Origin of the sequence: uncultured Sphingomonas sp., assembly GCF_964250165.1 — a bacterium.
Classification (GTDB): Bacteria; Pseudomonadota; Alphaproteobacteria; order Sphingomonadales; family Sphingomonadaceae; genus Sphingomonas.
Window position 1 is genome coordinate 34,086 of sequence record NZ_CAXUEK010000012.1, and the last position, 20,014, is coordinate 54,099.

Annotated in this window: 19 protein-coding genes (1 of these 19 running past the window's edge); 9 read left to right on the top strand and 10 right to left on the bottom strand. The window is 72.7% G+C overall.

Translation table 11 applies throughout. The annotated features are described in order from the left end of the window. Nucleotides 1–3: 3 nt before the first annotated feature. Nucleotides 4–873 (bottom strand): alpha/beta fold hydrolase, encoded by an 870-nt coding sequence (locus ACFE64_RS04295; protein ID WP_375391221.1) that lies wholly within the window; start codon nt 871–873, stop codon nt 4–6. 37 nt (nt 874–910) lie between these two features. Here ACFE64_RS04295 and ACFE64_RS04300 point away from each other — a divergent pair, with 37 nt between their 5' ends. Together ACFE64_RS04300 and astD are read left to right on the top strand one after the other, a co-directional pair. Next, on the top strand, nt 911–2,263 hold the full coding sequence (locus ACFE64_RS04300; protein WP_375391222.1) for a protein adenylyltransferase SelO family protein: 1,353 nt from the start codon (nt 911–913) through the stop codon (nt 2,261–2,263). Between the two features lie 184 nt (nt 2,264–2,447). Beyond that, on the top strand, nt 2,448–3,857 hold the full coding sequence (gene astD / locus ACFE64_RS04305; RefSeq protein ID WP_375391223.1) for a succinylglutamate-semialdehyde dehydrogenase: 1,410 nt from the start codon (nt 2,448–2,450) through the stop codon (nt 3,855–3,857). A 15-nt stretch (nt 3,858–3,872) separates the two neighbouring features. On the opposite strand, the gene ACFE64_RS04310 is transcribed toward astD, so the two are convergent. After that, nucleotides 3,873–4,223: a tetratricopeptide repeat protein gene (locus tag ACFE64_RS04310; protein WP_375391224.1), complete on the bottom strand. Its 351-nt coding sequence runs from the start codon at nt 4,221–4,223 to the stop codon at nt 3,873–3,875. 133 nt (nt 4,224–4,356) lie between these two features. Here ACFE64_RS04310 and cobA point away from each other — a divergent pair, with 133 nt between their 5' ends. The 5 genes from cobA to ACFE64_RS04335 are packed head-to-tail and all read left to right on the top strand — an operon-like array spanning nt 4,357 to nt 9,055. Beyond that, complete coding sequence (gene cobA, locus ACFE64_RS04315) at nt 4,357–5,148, top strand: uroporphyrinogen-III C-methyltransferase (RefSeq protein WP_375391225.1); 792 nt, start codon at nt 4,357–4,359, stop codon at nt 5,146–5,148. After that, a complete protein-coding gene (locus tag ACFE64_RS04320; protein ID WP_375391226.1) occupies nt 5,145–5,441 on the top strand; it encodes a DUF2849 domain-containing protein in 297 nt (98 codons plus the stop codon). Before cobA ends, ACFE64_RS04320 begins: the two co-directional genes overlap by 4 nt. Next, entirely contained in the window at nt 5,441–7,093 is a 1,653-nt protein-coding gene (locus tag ACFE64_RS04325; protein ID WP_375391227.1) for a nitrite/sulfite reductase, read from the top strand. Before ACFE64_RS04320 ends, ACFE64_RS04325 begins: the two co-directional genes overlap by 1 nt. Beyond that, a complete protein-coding gene (locus ACFE64_RS04330) occupies nt 7,086–7,559 on the top strand; it encodes a DUF934 domain-containing protein (RefSeq protein WP_375391228.1) in 474 nt (157 codons plus the stop codon). The genes ACFE64_RS04325 and ACFE64_RS04330 overlap by 8 nt, the downstream gene beginning before the upstream one ends. Before the next feature lie 41 nt (nt 7,560–7,600). Then, nucleotides 7,601–9,055, top strand: coding sequence for a DUF4403 family protein (locus ACFE64_RS04335; protein ID WP_375391229.1), 1,455 nt, complete (start codon nt 7,601–7,603; stop codon nt 9,053–9,055). An 18-nt stretch (nt 9,056–9,073) separates the two neighbouring features. Here ACFE64_RS04335 and ACFE64_RS04340 read toward each other — a convergent pair whose 3' ends face one another. Then, nucleotides 9,074–10,573 (bottom strand): replicative DNA helicase, encoded by a 1,500-nt coding sequence (locus ACFE64_RS04340; RefSeq protein WP_375391230.1) that lies wholly within the window; start codon nt 10,571–10,573, stop codon nt 9,074–9,076. Between the two features lie 99 nt (nt 10,574–10,672). Between ACFE64_RS04340 and ACFE64_RS04345 the strand changes: the two genes are divergently transcribed. Then, nucleotides 10,673–11,155 (top strand): UPF0262 family protein, encoded by a 483-nt coding sequence (locus tag ACFE64_RS04345; RefSeq protein ID WP_375391241.1) that lies wholly within the window; start codon nt 10,673–10,675, stop codon nt 11,153–11,155. A gap of 91 nt (nt 11,156–11,246) precedes the next feature. Here ACFE64_RS04345 and ACFE64_RS04350 read toward each other — a convergent pair whose 3' ends face one another. The 4 genes from ACFE64_RS04350 to ACFE64_RS04365 are packed head-to-tail and all read right to left on the bottom strand — an operon-like array spanning nt 11,247 to nt 15,194. Beyond that, complete coding sequence (locus tag ACFE64_RS04350; protein ID WP_375391231.1) at nt 11,247–12,593, bottom strand: sensor histidine kinase; 1,347 nt, start codon at nt 12,591–12,593, stop codon at nt 11,247–11,249. After that, nucleotides 12,590–13,633 carry a DUF2336 domain-containing protein gene (locus tag ACFE64_RS04355; protein ID WP_375391232.1) on the bottom strand — a complete coding sequence of 348 codons (1,044 nt, stop codon included), beginning with the start codon at nt 13,631–13,633 and terminating at the stop codon, nt 12,590–12,592. The genes ACFE64_RS04350 and ACFE64_RS04355 overlap by 4 nt, the downstream gene beginning before the upstream one ends. A gap of 35 nt (nt 13,634–13,668) precedes the next feature. Further along, the gene (locus ACFE64_RS04360; protein WP_375391233.1) at nt 13,669–14,850 is read right to left on the bottom strand and encodes a hypothetical protein; all 1,182 of its coding nucleotides are present in this window, start codon (nt 14,848–14,850) and stop codon (nt 13,669–13,671) included. Between the two features lie 50 nt (nt 14,851–14,900). Then, entirely contained in the window at nt 14,901–15,194 is a 294-nt protein-coding gene (locus ACFE64_RS04365) for an Hpt domain-containing protein (protein WP_375391234.1), read from the bottom strand. An 83-nt stretch (nt 15,195–15,277) separates the two neighbouring features. On the opposite strand from ACFE64_RS04365, the gene ACFE64_RS04370 reads away from it, so the two are divergent. Then, complete coding sequence (locus ACFE64_RS04370) at nt 15,278–17,569, top strand: hypothetical protein (protein ID WP_375391235.1); 2,292 nt, start codon at nt 15,278–15,280, stop codon at nt 17,567–17,569. 145 nt (nt 17,570–17,714) lie between these two features. Here ACFE64_RS04370 and ACFE64_RS04375 read toward each other — a convergent pair whose 3' ends face one another. The 3 genes from ACFE64_RS04375 to ACFE64_RS04385 form a co-directional block, all read right to left on the bottom strand. After that, nucleotides 17,715–17,999, bottom strand: coding sequence for a DUF1467 family protein (locus tag ACFE64_RS04375; protein ID WP_375391236.1), 285 nt, complete (start codon nt 17,997–17,999; stop codon nt 17,715–17,717). A gap of 4 nt (nt 18,000–18,003) precedes the next feature. Further along, entirely contained in the window at nt 18,004–19,641 is a 1,638-nt protein-coding gene (locus ACFE64_RS04380) for a ribonuclease J (protein ID WP_375391237.1), read from the bottom strand. 64 nt (nt 19,642–19,705) lie between these two features. After that, nucleotides 19,706–20,014: the end of a type III pantothenate kinase gene (locus ACFE64_RS04385; RefSeq protein ID WP_375391238.1), read on the bottom strand. The gene runs 513 nt beyond the window's last position; 309 of the gene's 822 nt are visible here — the last part of the coding sequence; the start codon falls outside the window, past its right edge; it ends in the stop codon at nt 19,706–19,708.

Sequence of the window (20,014 nt, forward strand, 5' to 3'; positions counted from 1 at the left end):
CCGTCATGCCGGATCCCGCGCCACCCGCGCGAGCAGCCGATCGAGCGCCGCCGCCGCCGCGCGCTCCGCCAGGGTGGGTGCGTGGCCCACGCCCGGCACGGTCACCAGCTCGGCCCCGGGCAGCGCAGCCGCCATGCGCCGCGCGGTGGCGGCCGAGAGCACGTCCGAGCGTTCGCCGCGCACCACCAGCACCGGCACCGCCCGGAGCGCGTCGAGCGCCGGCCAGAGGTCCGGCGGCGGCGCGGCGTCCGCCGTCCTGAACGGCTCGGCGATCTTCAGGTCGTAATCCAGCACGATCTTGCCCGACGCGGTGAGCCGATAGAGCCGCTTGGCCATCGCCAGCCAGTCCTCGATGCCCCACGCGGGATAGACGTCGCGGTTCGCCTCCTGCACGCCGCGCGCCGCGTGCATCCAGGTGGGAAAGCTCGACGGCCGTCCGACATAGCCGCGGATCCGTCGCAGCCCCGCCGCCTCGATCGCCGGCCCGACATCGTTCAGCACCGCGCCCGCCAGCCGGCCGGGCTCCGCCTGGGCGAGCAGCATCGCGACCATCCCGCCCAGCGACGTGCCGACCACGACGCACCGGCCCAGCTCCAGCGCCGCCGCCATGGCCTGCAGGTCGGCGACATAGGTCGCGGGGACATAGCTCGCCGGGTCCTTCGCCGCGCCGCTCTCGCCACGTCCACGAAGGTCGACCGCGAGCACGCGCCATTGCCCCGCCAGCCGGTCGGCGAGCGCGGCGTAATCGCGGGCATTGCGCGTGAGGCCGGGCAGGCAGACCAGCGGCGGCCGCGTCGCGTCGCCGGGATAGTCGCGGGCATGAAGCCGCACGCCGTCGGCCGCCTGCCACCAGCGGTCGTCATACGCGGCCATGGTTGCGTCCCTCCTCCCCCGCTCCCCATATCGCCGTATGCCGCTCGACCCGCAAGCATACCGCCCCGCCGCCGCGCTGCTGACACTGGGACCCGATTTCTGGGACCCGGTGCGCGCGGCCGACTTCCCGGAGACGCGGCTGCGCTTCCGCAACGACCGCGCCGCCGCCGAGATCGGGCTGGAGCGGCTTGCGGACGCGGAGTGGATCGCGCATCTCGGCCGGTTCCAGCCGCTCCCGGACACGCTGCCGGAGCCGCTGGCGCTGCGCTATCACGGGCACCAGTTCCGCGCCTACAACCCGGACATCGGCGACGGCCGCGGCTTCACCTTCGCGCAAGCGTGGGACGGTCGCGGTCGGCTGATGGACCTCGGCACCAAGGGCTCCGGCCGGACACCCTACAGCCGCTTCGGCGACGGCCGGCTGACGCTGAAGGGCGGCGTCCGCGAAATCCTGGCGACCGAGATGCTGGAGGCGCTGGGCGTGCCGACCAGCCGCACGCTGTCGCTCATCGAGACCGGCGAGGCCTTGGAGCGTGGCGACGAGCCCTCCCCCACGCGCTCCGCGGTGCTGGTGCGCCTCTCCCACGGCCATATCCGCATCGGCACCTTCCAGCGCCTCGCCTGGCTGCGCGACGAGGCGGCGATGCGGCGGCTCACCGGCTATGTACTGCGCGAGCTGTATGGCGAGCCGGGCGAGGACCCGGTGCGCCTGCTCGATCTGGTGGTCGGCCGCGCGGCGACGCTGGCGGCGCGCTACATGGCCGCGGGTTTCGTCCACGGCGTGCTCAATTCGGACAACATCAACGTGACGGGCGAGAGCTTCGATTACGGTCCGTGGCGGTTCGCGCCCAGCTGGGATCCGGGGTTCACGGCCGCCTATTTCGATCATCAGGGCCTGTACGCCTTCGGCCGCCAGCCCGAGGCGATCGGGTGGGACGTGGCGCAGCTCGCGGCGGCGCTGCGGCTGATCGCCGAGAGCGAGCCGCTGGTGGCGGCGCTCGATGGCTTCGGCCCGCGCTTCCAGACGGCGCTGACCGAGGCGATCCTGTGGCGGCTGGGCGTTCGCCCGCGCGATCCCGCTACGGACCGCGCCGTCGCGCGCGCGGCGGAGCGCGGGCTGCGGGCGAGCGGCCTGGGGGTGGACCGATTCTTCTTCGACGCGTTCGGCGGCCGGGCGCCGGACGGCGAGCCCTGGGCCGAGCTCCGCGCGGCGCTGGCCGGCTATGCGCCGCGGCAGGACGGCATCGACCCATATTGGTCCGGCGAGCCCTGCGCGATGCTGATCGACGAGGTCGAGGCGATCTGGTCCGCGATCGCCGAGCGCGACGATTGGGGACCGCTGCACGCGAAGGTCGCGTCGGTGCGGGCCATGGGCGCGGCGCTGGCCTGAACTCGCTCCTCCCCCCGCGATAGCGGGGGAGGTGGCGCGCGGCTCAGCCGCGTGACGGAGGGGCTCGCGCTGAACGTCGTTGGTCGTAAGCCCCCTCCACCACCGCTTCGCGGCGGTCCGCCTCGCCCGCTGATCGCGGTGGAGGAGCACTTGCCCCCATTCGCCCGTCACGCGATACGGCCCTATGCCCACCCTCACCTCCCACGAACCCGCCACCGGCGCGCTGCTCTGGGAGGGCGAGGTCACCGAGGTGAACGCCGAGATCGCCGCGGCCGTCGCTGGCTGGGGAGCGTGGGCGGCCCGGCCGCTCACCTTCCGGGTGGAGACGCTGCGCCGGTTCGCCAATGTCGTGCGCCAGCGCGCCGATCCCTTCGCCGACCTGATCGCGCGCGAGACGGGCAAGCCGTTATGGGAGGCGCGCACCGAGGTCGACGCCGTCATCGGCAAGGTCGATATCTCCGTCGCCGCCTATGCCGAACGCAGCGCGCAGCGCCGGATGGACGCGCCGATGGGTGCGCGCGTCGCCGTCCGGCACAAGCCGCACGGGGTGCTGGCGGTGCTCGGCCCGTTCAACTTTCCCGCGCACCTGCCCAACGGCCACATCGTCCCGGCGCTGATCGCCGGCAATGCGGTGGTGTTCAAGCCGTCGGAGAAGACGCCCGCGGTCGGCGCGTTCCTCGTCGATTGCTACCGCAAGGCGGGCGTGCCGGCGGAGTGCATCCGGCTGGTGATCGGGGGGCCGGACGAGGGCAAGGCGCTCGCCGGGCACCCCCAGATCGACGGGCTGTTGTTCACCGGCTCGGCGCGCACCGGGCTCGCGCTCAATCGCCAGTTCGCGAGCACGCCCGAGAAGATCCTCGCGCTGGAGTTGGGCGGCAACAATCCGATCGTCGTCTGGGACGTGCCCGACGTGCAGGCCGCGGCCACTATCGTCGTCCAGTCGGCGTTCGCCACCGCCGGCCAGCGCTGCACCGCCGCGCGGCGGCTGATCGTCGAGGAAGGGCGCCATGCGGCGGTGATCGAGGCGGTCGCCGCACTCGCGGCCCGGCTGGTGGTCGACCATCCGCATGCCGAGCCGCAGCCCTTCATGGGCCCGGTGATCGACAACGTCGCCGCCGACCAGCTGGCGGCGAGCTTCCTGGCGCTGCTGATGCGGGGCGGCCGCGTCGTGCGCCATCTGGAACGGCGCGATCCCGAGCGGCCCTATCTGTCGCCCGCGATCATCGATGTCACCGCCGTCGCCGACCGGCCCGACGTCGAGCTGTTCGGCCCGGTGCTGCAGGTGATCCGCGTGCCCGACTTCGAGGCCGCCATCGCGGAGGCGAACGCGACCCGCTACGGCTTGTCGGCGTCGCTCCTCAGCCAGACGCCTCAGTCCTACGACCGTTTCTGGGCAGGCTTGCGCGCAGGGGTCATCAACTGGAACCGGCCGACCAACGGCGCACCGTCGAACGCGCCGTTCGGCGGCGTCGGCTGGTCGGGCAACCACCGCCCGAGCGCCTTCTACGCCGCCGATTACTGCGCCTATCCGGTCGTCAGCAACGAAGCCGAGCAGCCGCGCGCCACGATCGGCATCGGCCTGCGCGACGCCTGACGCCGGGCGCGGCGGTCAGCGCGCCGCGACCACTGCCGGCACGCGCGCCATGCCCTTGATCGCCAGCGCATGAGCCGAGATCGATTCGCCGCCCTGCGTCACGACGTCCTCGTCCGGCTGAGTCGCGACCTGCTGGTACAGCGCGCGCGCCTGCGCCGGCCGGCCGGTATTGGCGTAGACCGCCGCCAGATTGAGCTGCAGGTCGACATTGTCCGGGTAGAGCGCGCGCTGCGCCACCAGATCCCGCTCCGCGGCGGCATAATCGCCGCGCGCGATCTTCGCCGCGCCGTTGAACCCCTGCGCGCCCGCCGGCCCGGCGATCGCCACCAACGCCGCCGCCGCGACCAATCCGATCAGCTTCGTCATTCCACCCTCCTGGCACATGTTACAGTTCGATGACGAGGGTGTTTCACTTTTGTGACGAAGGTGCAAGCTGATCTTCGCTTTGCCGAAGCAGCGGGCGCTTGCCTCCCGTGCGGGCGGGGCGCAGGAATGGCTGATGCCTACCCTTCTCGATCCCGCCGCGCGCGGCCGCGTCGTTCTCGTCGGCGCCGGGCCGGGCGATCCCGGCCTGCTCACGGTCCGTGCGGTGGAGGCGCTCGGGACGGCCGACGTGGTGGTGCATGACGGGCTGATCGACCCGCGTGTCCTGGCGATCGCCCCTGCGTCCGCGCAGCGCATCTCCGTCGCCAAGTCCCGCGCACGGCATACGCTGCCGCAGGAGGCGATCAACGCGCTGATCGTCGCGCATGTGAAGACCGGCGCGATCGTGGTGCGGCTGAAGGGTGGCGACCCGTTCATCTTCGGCCGCGGCGGCGAGGAGGTGGAGGCGGTGCGCGCCGCCGGCCTGCCCGTTGACGTCATCCCCGGCGTCTCGGCCGCACTCGGCTGCGCGGCGGAGGCGATGCTGCCGCTCACCCATCGCGATCACAGTTCGGCGGTCAGCTTCGTGGCGGGGCAATGCAAGGGCCTGTCCGAGCAGGACTGGTCCGGGCTGGCGGGCCAGGGCCGCACGCTGGTGATCTACATGGGCGTCGCGACCGCGAGCGCGATCGCCGACAAGCTGATGTCCGACGGGGTCGCGCCCGACATGCCGGTCGCGGTGCTGGAGCGCGGCACCTGCCCCGGCGCGCGGGCGCTGAAGACGCTGCTCGCCGATCTCGGCCCGATGGTCGCGCGCGAGGACGTGTGCAGCCCCGCGGTGATCGTCGTCGGCGAGGTGGTGGAGCTGTCGGACGCGCAGGATCGGCTCGCACGCTGGGCGCGGGTCGCCGAAGGCGCGGCGGCGTGAAGCTGCTCACCGGCAACGATCTTCCCTCGGGCGACGTGATCTGGTGGACCGGCACGGGCTGGTCGCGCCATGTCGAGGACGCCGCTGACGTCGGCGCGGGGGGCGACGCGCTGGCGCTGGCGGAGGAGGGGGCGCGGCGCGTCACCGGCCCCTATCTGATCGACGCCACCGATACGCCGGCGGGGCCGCGCCCCGCCCATATCAAGGACCGCATCCGCGCGCTCGGCCCCACGGTCCGCCTCGACCTGACCCTCAAGCCCGCCGATCCGAATGCAGGAAGCTGGGTGATCTGATGTACCGCTACGACGAATACGACCAGGCGATCGTGGACGCCCGGGTGGACGAGTTCCGCGATCAGGTCGCACGTCGCCTCGCCGGGCACCTGACGGAGGATCAGTTCAAGCCGTTGCGGCTGATGAACGGCCTCTACCTGCAGCTCCACGCCTATATGCTGCGCGTCGCCATTCCCTACGGCACGCTCGACAGCCGTCAGATGCGGATGCTCGCGCACATCGCGCGCACCTACGATCGCGGCTACGGGCATTTCACGACGCGGCAGAACATCCAGTACAACTGGATCAAGCTGGAGCAAGCGCCTGACATCCTTGCCGATCTGGCGACGGTGGAGATGCATGCCATCCAGACCAGCGGCAACTGCATCCGCAACATCAGCTCCGACCAGTTCGCCGGCGCGGCGGCGGACGAGGTGGCGGACCCGCGGCCCTGGGCGGAGCTGATCCGCCAGTGGAGCACCTTCCACCCCGAGTTCAGCTTCCTGCCGCGCAAGTTCAAGATCGCGGTGATCGCCTCGGACGAGGACCGCGCCGCGATGCGGCTGCACGACATCGGCCTCCAGCTCGTCCGGCGCAAGCCCGCCCCCGCGGAGGCGGGCGGCGAGCTCGGCGCGCGCGTGTTCGTCGGCGGCGGCATGGGGCGGACGCCGATGATCGCGCCGGAGATCAACGGCTTCGTGGCCGCGGCCGATCTGCTGAGCTATCTCGAAGCGTGCCTGCGCGTCTACAATTGCTACGGGCGGCGCGACAACATCTACAAGGCGCGGATCAAGATCCTGATCCACGAGATCGGCGCGGACGAGTATCGCCGCCAGGTCGACGAGGAGTTCGCGGCGGTGAAGGCGCTCGGCATCGACCCGCCGGCGGCCGAGCTGGAGCGGATCACCGCGCTGTTCGCACCGCCGCCGTTCGAGCGGGACGCGCCCGCCGAGCCGGACACCAGCGACCCCGACTTCATGGCCTGGCGCGCCCAGAACGTGCGCCCGCACCAGCAGCCCGGCTACGCGATCGTCACGATCAGCCTGAAACCGGCGGGTGGCATTCCGGGCGACGCGTCGGCCGAGCAGATCGAGGTGATGGCCGATCTCGCCGAGCGCCTCAGCTTCGACGAGCTGCGCGTCACCCACGCGCAGAACATCGTGCTGCCGCACGTCCGCGCCGCCGACCTGCCCGAGGTCTGGCGCGCGCTCGCCGCGGCAGGGCTGGCGGAGCCGAACCTGGACCTCATCACCGACATCATCGCCTGCCCGGGCCTCGATTATTGCAGCCTCGCCAATGCCCGCTCGATCCCGGTCGCGCAGAAGATCGCGACGCGCTTCGCCGATCGCGGCCGGCAGCGCGAGCTGGGCGAGCTGAAGCTCAAGATCAGCGGCTGCATCAACGCCTGCGGCCACCACCATGCCGGCCATATCGGCATCCTCGGCGTGGACCGGAAAGGCACGGAGAATTACCAGCTGCTGCTCGGCGGCTCGGGGGCGGAGGATGTGTCGCTCGCCAAGATCACCGGTCCCGGTTTCGACGAGGACGGGATCGTCGACGCGATCGAAAGAGTGACCGACAAGTATCTGGCCCTGCGGGAGAAGGACGAGCGCTTCCTCGACACCTATCGCCGGGTCGGCTTCGACCCGTTCAAGGCGGCGATCTATGGCTGAGGGCGAGGACCCCGATCAGACGGACATCGGAGGCAGCGCCGAGCCGCAGCTGCGCTTCCGCGCCGACCCGACGCATGACGAGCCGGCGGTGACGCTGGACGCCTTCCTGGCCGGCCAGACGGACGCGACCGCGGTGCGGCTCGAGGCGGGGGACGATGCGCGTGCGCTGCTGCCGCATCTCGCGCGCCTCCAGCTGGTGGAGATCGGCTTCCCAAGCTTCCGCGACGGCCGCGGCTATTCCTCCGCGCGTATCCTGCGCGAGGCGGGCTACACCGGCGAGCTCCGCGCGGCGGGCGACGTGCTGGTCGATCAGCTTCGCTTCATGCGCCGGTGCGGCTTCGACAGCTTCGCGCCCGAAGCGCCGATCGATCCGACGGCGTTCGCCCAGGCGCTGGACCGTTACCACGAGGAGTATCAGCCCGCTGCCGACGCGGCGGCACCGGTCTGGAAACTGCGCCGCGGCTGAGTAAGCGGAGCGAAAGACAGGCTGCCGTATAGGAGGTGCCCATGCGCCGCAGCCTCGTTGCCCTGCTTCTTCTCGCCGGCTGCAGCCGCACCACGCATGTCCCGGCGCCGCCGCGCGTCGCCGCGCCGGCCGCGCTGCCGGCGGAGACCTCGACCATCGTCGTCCCGGCCTCGGTGCCGCTGGCCGAGCTGGCGGCGGCGCTCAATCGCGAGGCACCGCAGCGCCTGTGGTCCATCGACCGGCATGTCGATCAGTGCGTGCCGGCGCAGCGCGTCAATCTCGGGATCGGCAAGCTGAAGATCCTGCCCAGGCTCGGCTGCCAGGTGGTGGGCCAGGTGACGCGCGGCCGCATCCGCCTGTCCGGGCGCGGTGATCGCCTGCTGATCGCGATGCCGATCCACGCGGCGATCGCCGCGCGCAAGGTCGGCGGCATCGCCTCCAAGACCGCCACGGGCGACGCCGTGGTGCAGGCGACGGCGCGGCTGTCGATCGCGGGCGATTGGCGGCCGACCGCGAAGGTGACGATCGCCTATGACTGGAAGAACCCGCCCGGCATCGATTTCCTGGGCCGCCGCATCGAATTCGCCGACCGGGCGGACGAGCGACTGAAGCCGATCGTCGCCAAGCTGGAGCAGAGCTTGCCGCGCGAGCTCGCCAAGCTGCGCCTGCGCGCGCGGCTCGCCGACGTGTGGCGGCAGGGCTTCACCGTCATCAGCCTGAACCGCGAGAACCCGCCCGCCTGGATGCGGGTGACGCCGCGCCGGCTCGGGTTCGGCGGCTATCGCGTGGTCGGGCCGACGCTGCAGCTGACCCTGGCGGCGGAGGCGCTGACCGAGACCTTCGTCGGCCCGCGCCCGGCCGATCCGACGCCGACGCGGCTGCCGCCGCCCTCCCCGGTGCCGGCGACGCGTGGCCTGCGCTTCTTCGTCCCCGTCGTGGCGGATTACCGACAGCTGGAGCCGGTGGTGCAGCGCACGCTGCGCAAGCGCGCCGCCAGGGGCATCACGCTGACCGGGATCGGCCCCGTCGACGCCGAGTTCGGCGACGTGACGATCTACCCGACGACCGACGGGCGACTGGCGGTCGGGATCGAGGCCAAGGCCAAGGCCCGGAGCAGCTCGGTACTGACGACCAGGGGCCGCATCTGGCTGACGGCGCTGCCCGTCAACCAGGCCAACTCGCAGGTCATCTCGGCGCGCGACGTGGTGCTGGCCAGCGACACCGACAGCGCCACCGTGAACCTGCTGGTGCGGCTGTTCAGCGACGGCAGCGTGCGCGAGAGCATCGCGCAGGGCCTGACGCATGATTTCGCGCCCGACTACAATCGCGTGCTCGGCAAGGCGAAGGACGCGATCGCCGCGAAGCGCGAAGGCGATTTCCTGCTGTCGGCGCAGGTCGACAAGGTCGAGACCGGGCGGCTGGAGGTGGTCGGCCAGGGCCTGTTCCTGCCGATCCGCGCCTCGGGCAAGGCGTCGATCGCCTACCGGCCGAGATAGCGCGCGCCGGCCTCGACCTCAGTAGCCCGCATAGTCGCTGAAGCGCGTGACGGTCGGATCGAACTTCAGCGTCACCTTGCCCGTCGCGCCGTGGCGCTGCTTGGCGATGATGAGTTCCGCCAGGCCATAGACACGCTCCATGTCGGCCGCCCAGCGCGCATGGTCGTCGAACGCGCGCGCGTCGTCGCCCTCCACCGGCCGCTTGGGCTCCTTGGCGGCGACGTAATAATCCTCGCGGTAGACGAACCAGACCATGTCCGCGTCCTGCTCGATCGAGCCCGACTCGCGCAGGTCGCTGAGCTGCGGCCGCTTGTCCTCGCGCTGCTCCACCGCCCGGCTGAGCTGCGACAGCGCCAGTACCGGCACGTTCAGGTCCTTGGCGAGCGTCTTCAGCCCGCGGCTGATCTCGCTGATCTCCTGCACCCGGTTCTCGTTGCCCCGCGAACTCGAACCGGTCAGCAGCTGGAGATAATCGACCACCACCAGGCCGATCTCGTTGTTGTGCCGCCGCTGCAGCCGGCGGACGCGCGTATGGAGCGAGGAGATCGACAGGCCGCCGGTGTCGTCGATGAACAGCGGCAGGTTCTCCAGATCGGCCGCCGCGCCCGCCAGCTGGTGGAACTCCGCCTTGCTGATCTTGCCCATGCGCAGGTTCTCCGCACTGATCCGCGCCTGTTCGGAGAGGATGCGCGTCGCGAGCTGGTCGGCGGACATTTCCAGGCTGAAGAACGCGACCTTGGCGCCCACCGAGTCGGTGGGCGCGATCCCGTCCGCCATGTCGCGCATCCAGCGGCGGGCGGAATTGAAGGCGATGTTGGTGGCGAGCGACGTCTTGCCCATGCCGGGACGACCGGCGAGGATCATCAGGTCCGAATGGTGCATGCCGCCGATCTTGGCGTTGATCGTGTCGAAGCCGGTGGTGATGCCGGACACGCCGCCGCCCGAGTTGAGCGCACGTTCCGCCATCTTGACCGCGGCGGTCGTCGCCTGGGCGAAGGTCTTGACGCTCGATTCCGCGCCGCCGTCCGCCGCGACCTTGTACAGCTCCTCCTCCGCCGCCTCGATCTGGGCGCGCGGGTTGACCTCCTCGCTGGTGTCCATCGCCCGATCGACCAGCGTCCGGCCGACGGACACCAGCGCGCGGAGCATGGCCAGGTCGTAGATCTGCTGGGCGAACTGGCGCGCGCCGATCAGCCCGGCGCCCGAGCCGGTCAGGCCGGCGAGATAGGCCGGGCCGCCCAGCTCCTTCATCCCCTCGTCCGCATCGAACATCGGCCGCAGCGTGACGGGGGTGGCCAGCATGTCGTTCGAGCGCAGCGTCCGGATCGCGGCGAAGACACGGCCGTGCAGCGGCTCGTAGAAATGCGCGGGCTCCAGCCGGTCGAGCAGATCGTCGGCCAGCCGGTTGTCGATCATCATCGCGCCCAGCATCGCCGCCTCCGCCTCGACGTTGCGCGGCAGCTGCTGCGCGTCGGGGGCGGGAGCGGGCGGGGGCGTCGGGAATGCGAGGGTGGCCATCGCCGGTCCATGCCGTCCGCCCGTCGACCGCTCAAGCCGGCTGCGACGGGATGCCGGGGATAAGTGACAGCCCTCCATGCCGCCGCTACGCAGGCGGCGGTGGCCGATCCGCGCATCATCGACGTCCAGCTCGACGACCGGACCATCCTGTGGCGCTCCGCCGATGTCGACCAGGAACGGCGGATCGCGATCTTCGACCTGATCGAGGGCAACCATTTCGCGCCGCAGCGCCACCACGCCGACGGCTATGCCGGCCCCTACCGCGTCGCGCTGTCGGTCGAGGAAGGCCGCCTGGTGATCGGCATCAAGCGCGAGGACGACACCCCGCTGGAGACGCTGATCCTGGCGCTGGGCCGCTTCCGCCGCCCGATCCGCGACTATTTCGCCATCTGCGACAGCTATTACCAGGCGATCCGCAGCGCGACGCCGCAGCAGATCGAGACGGTCGACATGGCCAGGCGCGGCGTCCACAACGAGGGCGCGGCGCTGCTCCGGGAGCGGCTGGAGGGCAAGATCGACGTGGATTTCGACACCGCGCGGCGGCTGTTCACGCTGATCTGCGTGCTCCACATCCGCGGCTAGGCGCTCGATCTGCCGGATCGTCCTTCCCCCGCAGGCGGGAACCCATGGACCCCGCCCTCGCTGGGATGACGGGCTACGTAGAACCAGCAGGCTACTCCGCCGGCAGCGTCAGCGTGAACCGTGCGCCTGCCCCGGGTGCGCTCTCCACCGTCAGGTCGCCCGCCATCGCGCGCGCCAGGCGGCGCGAGATATAGAGGCCGAGTCCGTTGCCGCCCACCTCGCCCGGGTCGACGCGCTCGAACTTGTCGAAGATGCGGGCCTGATCGGCCGGCGCGACGCCCTTGCCGCGATCGGCGACGGTCAGGACGGCGCGGCCGTCCACCGTCCCGGTCGCGAGCGTCACCACCTCGCCCTTGGGCGAATAGCGCAGCGCGTTGCCGGTGAGGTTGACCGCGATCTGCAACGCCCGGCGGAAATCGCCCCGCGCGGGGCAGGCGATCTCGGGCGCGGGCCGCTCGATCGTGACTTCGGCCTGGCTCGCACGCACGCCGAGCAGCCCCGCCGCGCGCCGGGCGACGTCGGCCAGATCGATCGGCGCGGCCGTCAGCCGGAAATCGGGCCGCTCGATCGCCTGCAGATCGACCAGATCGTCGACCAGCTCCAGCAGATGGCGCCCGGCATTGGCGATGTCGGCGGCGTAGTCGGCGTAGTCCGGCGCGATCGGCCCGTCCGCCTGGGCGTGGATGCTGTCCGCGTTGGCGACGATGCGCGCCAGCGGCCGCCGCAGCGCGCGGTCCAGCCCGCCGGTGAAGCTGGGCGGAAGCGCGGGTTGATCGCTCGCCGCGGCCGGCGGGTCGACGGAGCGGGCGCATCCCGTCAGCCCGGCGAAGTCTCCGACGTCCGTCCGGCGCACTTCCGCCGAGAGGATCACGGCCCGCCGGGTCGCCCGGACCTGCGCCCGCTGGTCGGCGAAACCGCGACGGCGGGCGAGTGCATCGAGGATCGGCAGCGCGCCCGCATCGTCGTGGTCGAGCGCGAACAGCTGCGTCAGCGGCGCCCCGAGCAGACCGAAGGGGTCCACGCCCGCCCGCGCGGCCCCGTCGAGCGACAGAAAGGTGAGGCGCAGCGCCGCATCGGTTTCCCACCGCCAATCGGCGTCGGGCTCGCCGGCGGGGGGCGGCGCGGGACGCCATGCCGGCGCCTCGCGCCACCCGCTCACCGCCAGTCGCACCTGCGTGCCGTCCGGCTGGGCGCGCACCCACAGCTCCACGTCCGCCTCTTCGTCGGCGACCGTCACGGGACGCGACACGACGATGCCGAGCCGTCGCGCCAGCCGCGCCGCCGTGGCGAGCTGCGGCACGGCGAGCGGGTCCCCCGTCGCGCCGCCGGCGCGCGCGTTCAGCGCCTCGAGCGCCGGCTCCGCCGACAGCAGCCGACCGTCGCCGTCGATGACGGCATGCGCGACCGTCTGACCGGCATCGGGTTCCCAGACGTTCATCGCCGCCCCGAACGCGCCAGCGCGGCGATCGCCGCGCGGAAATCCCGGTCCAGCGTTTCCGGCGCCAGCGCCAGGCGCGCCTCGGCCGGATCGACCGCGGCGACCGCATCGAGCCGGTCGGCGAACGCTTCGATGTCGCGCCGCGGATCGGCATCCGCCAGCGCCAGCGCGATCCGCGCGATCGTCGGCCGGTCGAGCTGGAGGACACGCAACGCCAGCCACAGCCGCTCGCCTTCCGGTTCCAGCACCAGGGCGCGCGCCTGATCGAAATCGAGGCCAACGGCGTGCGCGAGCACGGCGGTGAACAACGACAGCCGCCGGTCGCCGAGGACTTCGACGAGCAGCGGCGCGACCTCATCGGCGCGCGCGTCGATCGCGGCGGCGAGGCGCATCGCGACGGCGCCGGTGCGCTCGCCTTCGTCGTGCCCGGAAAGGCTGCGCGTCGCGGCCTCGGCGATGGCGCGATCGGCGTCCGGCTCGGCGCGCGCGGGGCGGATCGCGGCGGCTACCCACCAGATCAGCCGGTGCTGCAACTCCACGGGCAGCGACGGACCGTCGCGGCTGTCGGCGACCAGCAGCGCCCGCGCGGCGGTCGCGACGACGCGATCGGGCACGCCCGCCAGCCGCACCAGCAGGCTGGTCGCCTCCGGTCCCTCGCCGCTCCGCAACGCCGCCGCGAGCTGGTCGTGGCGAACCTGCGCGATCAGCTCGTCGATCAGCGCCTCGTCCTGCAGCAGTCCGGCCCGCGCCAGCCGCTCCATCGCCGTGCTGCCGTCCCCGGCAAGCAGGCGTTCCGCCAGCGGCGCCGCGCCGCGCGCGGCGAGCAGCCTGGCGGCCTGGCGGCGCAGCTCGGTCTCGATCCCGCCCACCGTCTCCGCCAGCCGCGCGGCCAGGGCGAGCCGGGTCCGCTCGTCGAGCCGCGCATCGTCGCCGAGGAAGAGGTCGGTGATCGCGCCCGCGAGCCGCCGGCCGGCCCGCGCCCGCGCGGCCGCGGCGCGCTCGGCGGCGCTGGGCGAGGCGGGGTCGGGGCAGGCGGCCATCGCGATGTCCTACGGGTAACGTCGTTAAAGCGCCGCTAAGCCTGACGGCGCAGCCGCTCGATCGCGGCGGTGAGGGTGAGCGCGGCATAGGCGGCGGCGATCGCCAGGCCGGCGCGCGGCCATCCGGCCAGCGTCGCCAGCGCCACGACCAGCAGATAGGCCGGCGCGCTGCCCCACCAGTTCCGCCGCACCCGCTCCGGCCCGGCCCGCTCGGCGAGCGCGGCGAGCGCGACCAGCCCGAGGGCGAGCACCAGCGCGAGGAGGTCTCCCGACCGGCCGCTCGCCGCCGCGCCGAGCACCAGCACGGCAAGCGCCGGCACGGCCAGCCCCGCCGCCAGCCCCGCACGCTCGGCGAGCGGCTCGTCGCGCACCCCGCTCAGCGTCGCGCCGACCGCCAGCACCAGGCAGGCCAGGCTGGCGAGCAGCAGGCCCGTCCGGTCCCACCCCGCCGCGATCGCGGCCGCGCCGGCCATTCCCAGCGCCGCGCCGCCCGCGCTTACCGCCGCGCCGGGCCAGCGTCGCGCCACCATCGGCGGCAGCGCCGCGCGCGCCAGCGGGGCGACCAGCAGCCGGTCGAACCAGCCGCGCCGGTCCGAGACGAGGGCGGCGAGCGCCACGCGCCCCCGCGCCGCCAGCGCCGCCCCGTCATGCTCGATGCCGTGACCGTGGGCGATGGCGTCGGGCGGCAGCAGGAGATGGACGGCGCGGGCCTGCTCCGCCGTCCGCAGCAGCGTCGACTGCACGTCATAGTCGCGCGGCAGCCGCGCGACCTCCGCGATCCGGCGCGGATCGAGCCGCGCCACGCCGGCCCAGGCCATCGCCCCGCCGACCCGCTCGAAGCGGCCGCCCGCGTCCGCCTGCGGCGTGACCAGCAGCGCGTCGCCGCCTTCGCCCGCCAACGTCGCCACCACCCGCTCGGTGGTGATGAGCCCGTCCGCCAGCACCAGCAGGCGCGCGAGCGGATGCAGTTTCTCCGCCGCTTCGCCGGCATGGCGGACGGCGTCCACGGTGACGCCGCGCCGGCCGATCCGCGCGACGGCGCCGAGCAGCTCGGGCGTCAGCCGCGCCACCAGCACGACGATCTGCCCGCAGCCCGCCGCCGCCAGCAGCCGCGCCTGGTATTCGATGAGGGTGACGCCGCCGAACGGCAGGGTCGCGGTGAGGCGCTCGGGCCGGTCCCGGGTCTCACGGATGGCGAAGAGGAGACCGACGAGCATCCCGTCGGTTGTTAGGGGGTGCGGCCGCGCCCGTCACCCCTGCGCCACGATCAGAGGCGGGAAACGACCCGCTTGATGCGACCGAGCAGCACCGCATCGGGCCGCGCCGCCGCGGCCGCCTCGGTCGCCAGCGTCATCAGCCGCACCGCGCCGAAGCTCGCGGCCAGGCCCTTCAACCGCCAGGCCGCCTCGCTCCAGGCATCGCCGGTGGTGGCCGCCTCCATCTGCGCCAGCGCCCGCTCGGCGCTGTCGACCAGCGCGATGCGCAGCTCGGCGATCAGCCCGGGGTCGTCGCCCACTGCCGCCGCCAGGGTCGCTTCGATCGCTCCGGGGTCATATGCCATGGCCGCAGGTGTAGTCCGCCATGCTTACCAAGAGGTTGCCGATACGGCTTTGCCGGCGCGCGAAAGATGATAACCTGCCGCGAATGGACGGGGGCTCGACGGTGCTGGACTTGCGCGCGGAGGCAGGACGCGTGCCTGTCGCGGAGATGGCCAACGGGCGCTGGTCGCCTGTCCCGGCGGAGGCGTCGTCGCTCCCCGCGGAAGACGAGCGGCCCGCGAACCCGGTCTGGCGCCGGCTGGCCGCGGCGGCGGCGATCGTGGCGACGCTGGGCTGGATCGGCGGCATCGCCTGGTTCACGCAGGACACGCTGTCCGTCCTGCCCCCGGTGGAGCTGGCGGAGCTCGCGGGTGCGGCGGCGATCGTGCCGACGCTGATCGGCGTGCTGTGGCTGCTGGCGCTCAGGACCAGCCGCGCCGAGGCGCGGCGGTTCGGCGCGACGGCGGCGGCGATGCGTGCCGAGGCGGCGAGCCTGGAGCAGGCGGTCGCGCGAATGGGCGCGACCATGGCCGCCGAACGCGCGGCGCTGGCGGCGCAGGTCGCCGACCTGCTCGCCCGCGGGGATGCGGCGGCCGATCGGTTGGGCGCCGTCGCGCGCGGCGTCGCGGGCGAAGTGGAGCGCGCGGACGCCCATGCCGCCAGCCTGGCCGAGGCGGCGGCCGGCGCGCAGGCCAGCGTCGGCGTGCTGCTCGCCAGCCTGCCACGCGCCCGCAGCGACGTAGAGGCGGCGGCGCAGCTGATCGATCGCGCCGGGATGTCGGCCGCCGAACATGCCGCCGGCCTCGACGCGCAGCTCCGCGCGCTGGCCGAGCGCGGGCGCGCGGCGGACGAGATCGCGGGCGGCGCGGCGCAGAAGCTGTCGGCGCACCTCACCCGCATGGCGGGCACCGGGGAGGCGGCGGCGCAGCGGCTGGAGGGCGTCACCGCGGAGATGGCGACCGCGGTGGATGCGCTGCTCGATCGCACCGCCGCCGCCGTCGACCAGTCCCGCCAGGGCATCGCCGCGCAGGGTGATGCGATGCTGGCGATGGTCGGCGCGCACCAGGCGGCGCTCGACACCGCCGCGCGCGGCTCCGCGGACGCGCTGGCCGAGCGGATCGCCGCGGTCGAGACCGCGATCGGGCGCGTGGCCGAACGGCTGGAGGCGCAGCGCACGGCCGGCGACATGCTGGTCGGCGGGCTGGCAGGCGGGCTGGAGCGCGTCGACGGGCAATTGGCGGCGCTGCATCGGCAAGGCGTCGAGAAATCGCAGCTGCTCGCCGCCTCGATCAGCGCGCTCGGCGGCTCGGCCGACGCGATGACCGAATCGCTGCGGGCCGGCGAGGCGCTGGCGACGCGCACGATCGGCACTACCGAATCCCTGCTGATCGCGCTCGATTCGGCCGCGCGCGAGATCGACGAGACGTTGCCCGACGCGCTCGCCCGGCTCGACCAGCGGATCGGCCAGAGCAAGGCGGTGGTGGTCGCCGCCAAGCCCGAGCTGCTCGCGCTCGTCACCGCCGCCGAAAGCACGCACGACGCGATCGAGGCCGTCGCCGGCGTCATCGCCGAGCAGCGCCGCGTCGTCGACCAGCTCGCCGGCACGCTGCTGCAGACGCTGACGGACGGGCGCGCCAAGGCCGACGCGCTCGGCACCATGGTCACCGACACGGTCGGCCAGGCGAACCGCTTCGCCGAAGAGGCGGCGCCGCGTCTGCTCGATGCGCTGCTCCGCGTCCGCGACACCGCCCAGGCGGCCGCCGACAAGGCGCGCGAGACGCTGGCGACGGTGATCCCCGAAGCCGCCGCCCGGCTGGAGGAGGCGAGCGCCGCCGCGCTGCGCCGGGCCGCCGGCGACACGGTGGAGCGCCAGATCGCCGCCGTCACCGACGCCACCGCCGCCGCCGTCGATGCCTCGACCCGCGCGACCGAACGGCTCGCCCAGCAGGTCCAGCTGATCGCCGACCAGAGCGCGATCCTGGAGACACGGATGGAGGACGTGCGGGCCGAACGCGAGGAGGGCGACCGCGACACGCTCGCGCGGCGCACGTCGTTGCTGATCGAGGCGCTCAATTCGGCGGCGATCGACATCACCCGCATCCTCGCGCCGGAGGTGGCGGACAGCGCCTGGGGCGCCTATCTGAAGGGCGACCGCGGCGTCTTCACCCGCCGCGCGGTGCGGCTGCTCGACGCCGGCGAGGCGCGGGAGATCGCGCGGCTCTACGACGACGACGCGGGCTTCCGCGAGCAGGTCAACCGCTACATCCACGATTTCGAATCGATGCTGCGCGGCGTGCTCGCGCAGCGGGACGGATCGCCGCTGGGCGTGACGCTGCTGTCGAGCGACATGGGCAAGCTCTACGTCGCGCTGGCCCAGGCGATCGAGCGGCTCCGATAGCTCCTCCCTCTCCCTGAAGGGGAGAGGGACAGGCGCGCTCGCGCGCCAGGGTGAGGGTCTGGACGACGTTCCGGGCGTTGTCCGTCGTCCCCTCACCCGACCTCGCCTGCGGCTCGGCCACCCTCTCCCCTGCAGGGGAGAGGGATCACCGCAGCGCCGGCGCTTCCTGCAGGTTGAAGAAGGTCAGCGTCTGGGCGGTGATCCACTCGTAGCGATAGTTGAGCTGGAACAGCACGAACAGCACCGTCGCCACGATCGTCACGCGCCGGGCGATGAGCCCCGGCCGGAACTCGTGCGGTGAGCTTTCCGCCGTGCCCGCCACATGGTCGCCGCCCGCCTCGTGCGTGGTGCGGACGCCGAAGGGCAGCACCAGGAACACCGACAGCGACCAGAACAGGATGTAGATCGCCAGCGCCGAGGTCCAGCGCATCGCCTCAGGCCTCGATCACCAGCACGTCGACGATCGGCTTCTTGCCCGTCCAGCGCGTGGCGATGCGGCGCACGGCCAGGCGCACGTCCTCACGCACGCGGTCCAGCGAGCGTTTGCCGCCGTTCGCCGCCTCGGCCGCCGCGTCGCGGGCATCGGCGATGAAGTCCGCCCGGTCCTCCTCGACCGGCAGGCCCTGCACGCGCACCTCGGGCCGGCCAAGCAGCCGCCCCCCCTTGCCGAGCGCTACGGCCACCGAGACCTGGCCGTTGATCGCGATCTTGCGGCGCTCGTTCATCGTCGCGCCGTCGGCGGGCAGGATGACGTCGCCATCGAGCACCAGCCGACCGACCGTGGCGTTGCCCACCTTGGCCGCGGGTCCGGGCAGCAGCCGGACGATATCGCCGTTGGTCTGCACCAGCGCCGCCGGCACGCCTTCGGCCTGCGCGAAGCGGGCATGCTCCTGCAGGTGCCGCATCTCCCCATGGACCGGCACGAGCAGCTTCGGTTTGATCCAGCCGTACATGGCGGCCAGCTCGGGCCGGCCGGGATGGCCGGAGACATGGACGTGCGCCTGGCGCTCGGTAATCATCGTCACGCCCTTGCCCGCCAGGATGTTCTGGATACGGCCGATCGCGACCTCGTTGCCGGGGATCTGCTTGGACGAGAAGATGACGGCGTCGCCCGCGGCGAGCTTGATCTGATGCGAACCGTCCGCGATCCGCGCCAGCGCCGCGCGGGGCTCGCCCTGGCCGCCGGTGGCGACGATCAGCACGCGATCGCGGGGCAGGCGCATCGCCGTCTCGGGATCGATCGCGTCGGGGAAGTCGGTCAGATAACCGGTCGCGCGCGCCACCTTGATGATGCGGTCGAGCGAGCGGCCGGTGACGCACAGCTGCCGCCCGGTCTCGCGCGCCACCTCGCCCAGCGTGTGCAGCCGCGCGGCGTTGGAGGCGAAGGTGGTGACGAGCACCCGCCCGCGCGCCGCCGCCACCGTCTCGGCCAGCCCGCGCCGCACTTCGCTCTCCGAGCCGGACGCCTCGATGTTGAAGACGTTGGTGGAATCGCACACCATCACGTCCACGCCGGCGGCGCCGATCGCGCTCAGCGCCTCGGCGCTGGCGGGGTTGCCGAGCACCGGCGCGGCGTCCAGCTTCCAGTCGCCGGTGTGGAAGACGCGGCCCTCGGGCGTGTCGATCACCAGCGCGTTCGCCTCCGGAATCGAGTGCGCGACGGGGACGAAGCGACACCCGAACGGGCCGACGTCGAAACGCTCGTCGGGCTGGATCACGCGCAGCTTGACGCGATGGGCGATGCCCTCCTCTTCCAGCTTGCCGCGCACCAGCCCGGCCGTGAACGGCGTCGCATAGAGCGGCACGCCCAGATCCTCGGCCAGATAGGGCAAGGCGCCGATATGGTCCTCATGCCCGTGCGTGATGACGATGCCGGTGAGATCGTCGCGGCGCTCCTCGATGAACTGGAGGTCGGGCAGGATCAGGTCGATGCCGGGATAACCGGCGTCGGCGAAGGTCACGCCGCAATCCACCATCAGCCATTTGCCATGCGTGCCGTAGAGATTGACGTTCATGCCGATCTCGCCCGAGCCGCCGAGCGCACAGAAAAGCAGTTCGTTCTTGGGGGTCACTCACTATCCTAATCGTGAAAGCGCGCTCCAGGGCGCGCGGGCCGGACCGATGCCGGCGATAAACTCACCGCGCTATATGGGCGCGCTCCCACAACATCGCCAGCCCCTGGATCGTCAGGTCCGGCTCGATCGCGTCGAACACCTGCGTGTGCGCGGTGAGCAGCGAGGCCAGGCCGCCGGTCGCGATCACCTTGGTCGGCCGCCCGACTTCCTGCTTCAGCCGCGTGACCAGCCCCTCGACCAGCGCGATATAGCCCCAGAAGATGCCGATCTGCATCTGATCGACCGTGTTGGTGCCGATCACGCCCTTGTTGCCGGCCGGCGCCTCGATCGCGATGCGCGGCAGCTTGGCGGCGGCGGTGACGAGCGCGTC

Coding starts and splice junctions, on each gene's coding strand:
- ACFE64_RS04350 (WP_375391231.1), bottom strand. CDS start 12,593: ATGAACGTCTGGGAACCCGATGCCGGTCAGACGGTCGCGCATGCCGTC.
- ACFE64_RS04310 (WP_375391224.1), bottom strand. CDS start 4,223: ATGACGAAGCTGATCGGATTGGTCGCGGCGGCGGCGTTGGTGGCGATC.
- ACFE64_RS04340 (WP_375391230.1), bottom strand. CDS start 10,573: ATGGCCACCCTCGCATTCCCGACGCCCCCGCCCGCTCCCGCCCCCGAC.
- ACFE64_RS04330 (WP_375391228.1), top strand. CDS start 7,086: ATGGCTGAGGGCGAGGACCCCGATCAGACGGACATCGGAGGCAGCGCC.
- ACFE64_RS04325 (WP_375391227.1), top strand. CDS start 5,441: ATGTACCGCTACGACGAATACGACCAGGCGATCGTGGACGCCCGGGTG.
- ACFE64_RS04355 (WP_375391232.1), bottom strand. CDS start 13,633: ATGGCCGCCTGCCCCGACCCCGCCTCGCCCAGCGCCGCCGAGCGCGCC.
- ACFE64_RS04370 (WP_375391235.1), top strand. CDS start 15,278: ATGGACGGGGGCTCGACGGTGCTGGACTTGCGCGCGGAGGCAGGACGC.
- ACFE64_RS04335 (WP_375391229.1), top strand. CDS start 7,601: ATGCGCCGCAGCCTCGTTGCCCTGCTTCTTCTCGCCGGCTGCAGCCGC.
- astD (WP_375391223.1), top strand. CDS start 2,448: ATGCCCACCCTCACCTCCCACGAACCCGCCACCGGCGCGCTGCTCTGG.
- ACFE64_RS04295 (WP_375391221.1), bottom strand. CDS start 873: ATGGCCGCGTATGACGACCGCTGGTGGCAGGCGGCCGACGGCGTGCGG.
- cobA (WP_375391225.1), top strand. CDS start 4,357: ATGCCTACCCTTCTCGATCCCGCCGCGCGCGGCCGCGTCGTTCTCGTC.
- ACFE64_RS04300 (WP_375391222.1), top strand. CDS start 911: ATGCCGCTCGACCCGCAAGCATACCGCCCCGCCGCCGCGCTGCTGACA.
- ACFE64_RS04360 (WP_375391233.1), bottom strand. CDS start 14,850: ATGCTCGTCGGTCTCCTCTTCGCCATCCGTGAGACCCGGGACCGGCCC.
- ACFE64_RS04375 (WP_375391236.1), bottom strand. CDS start 17,999: ATGCGCTGGACCTCGGCGCTGGCGATCTACATCCTGTTCTGGTCGCTG.
- ACFE64_RS04365 (WP_375391234.1), bottom strand. CDS start 15,194: ATGGCATATGACCCCGGAGCGATCGAAGCGACCCTGGCGGCGGCAGTG.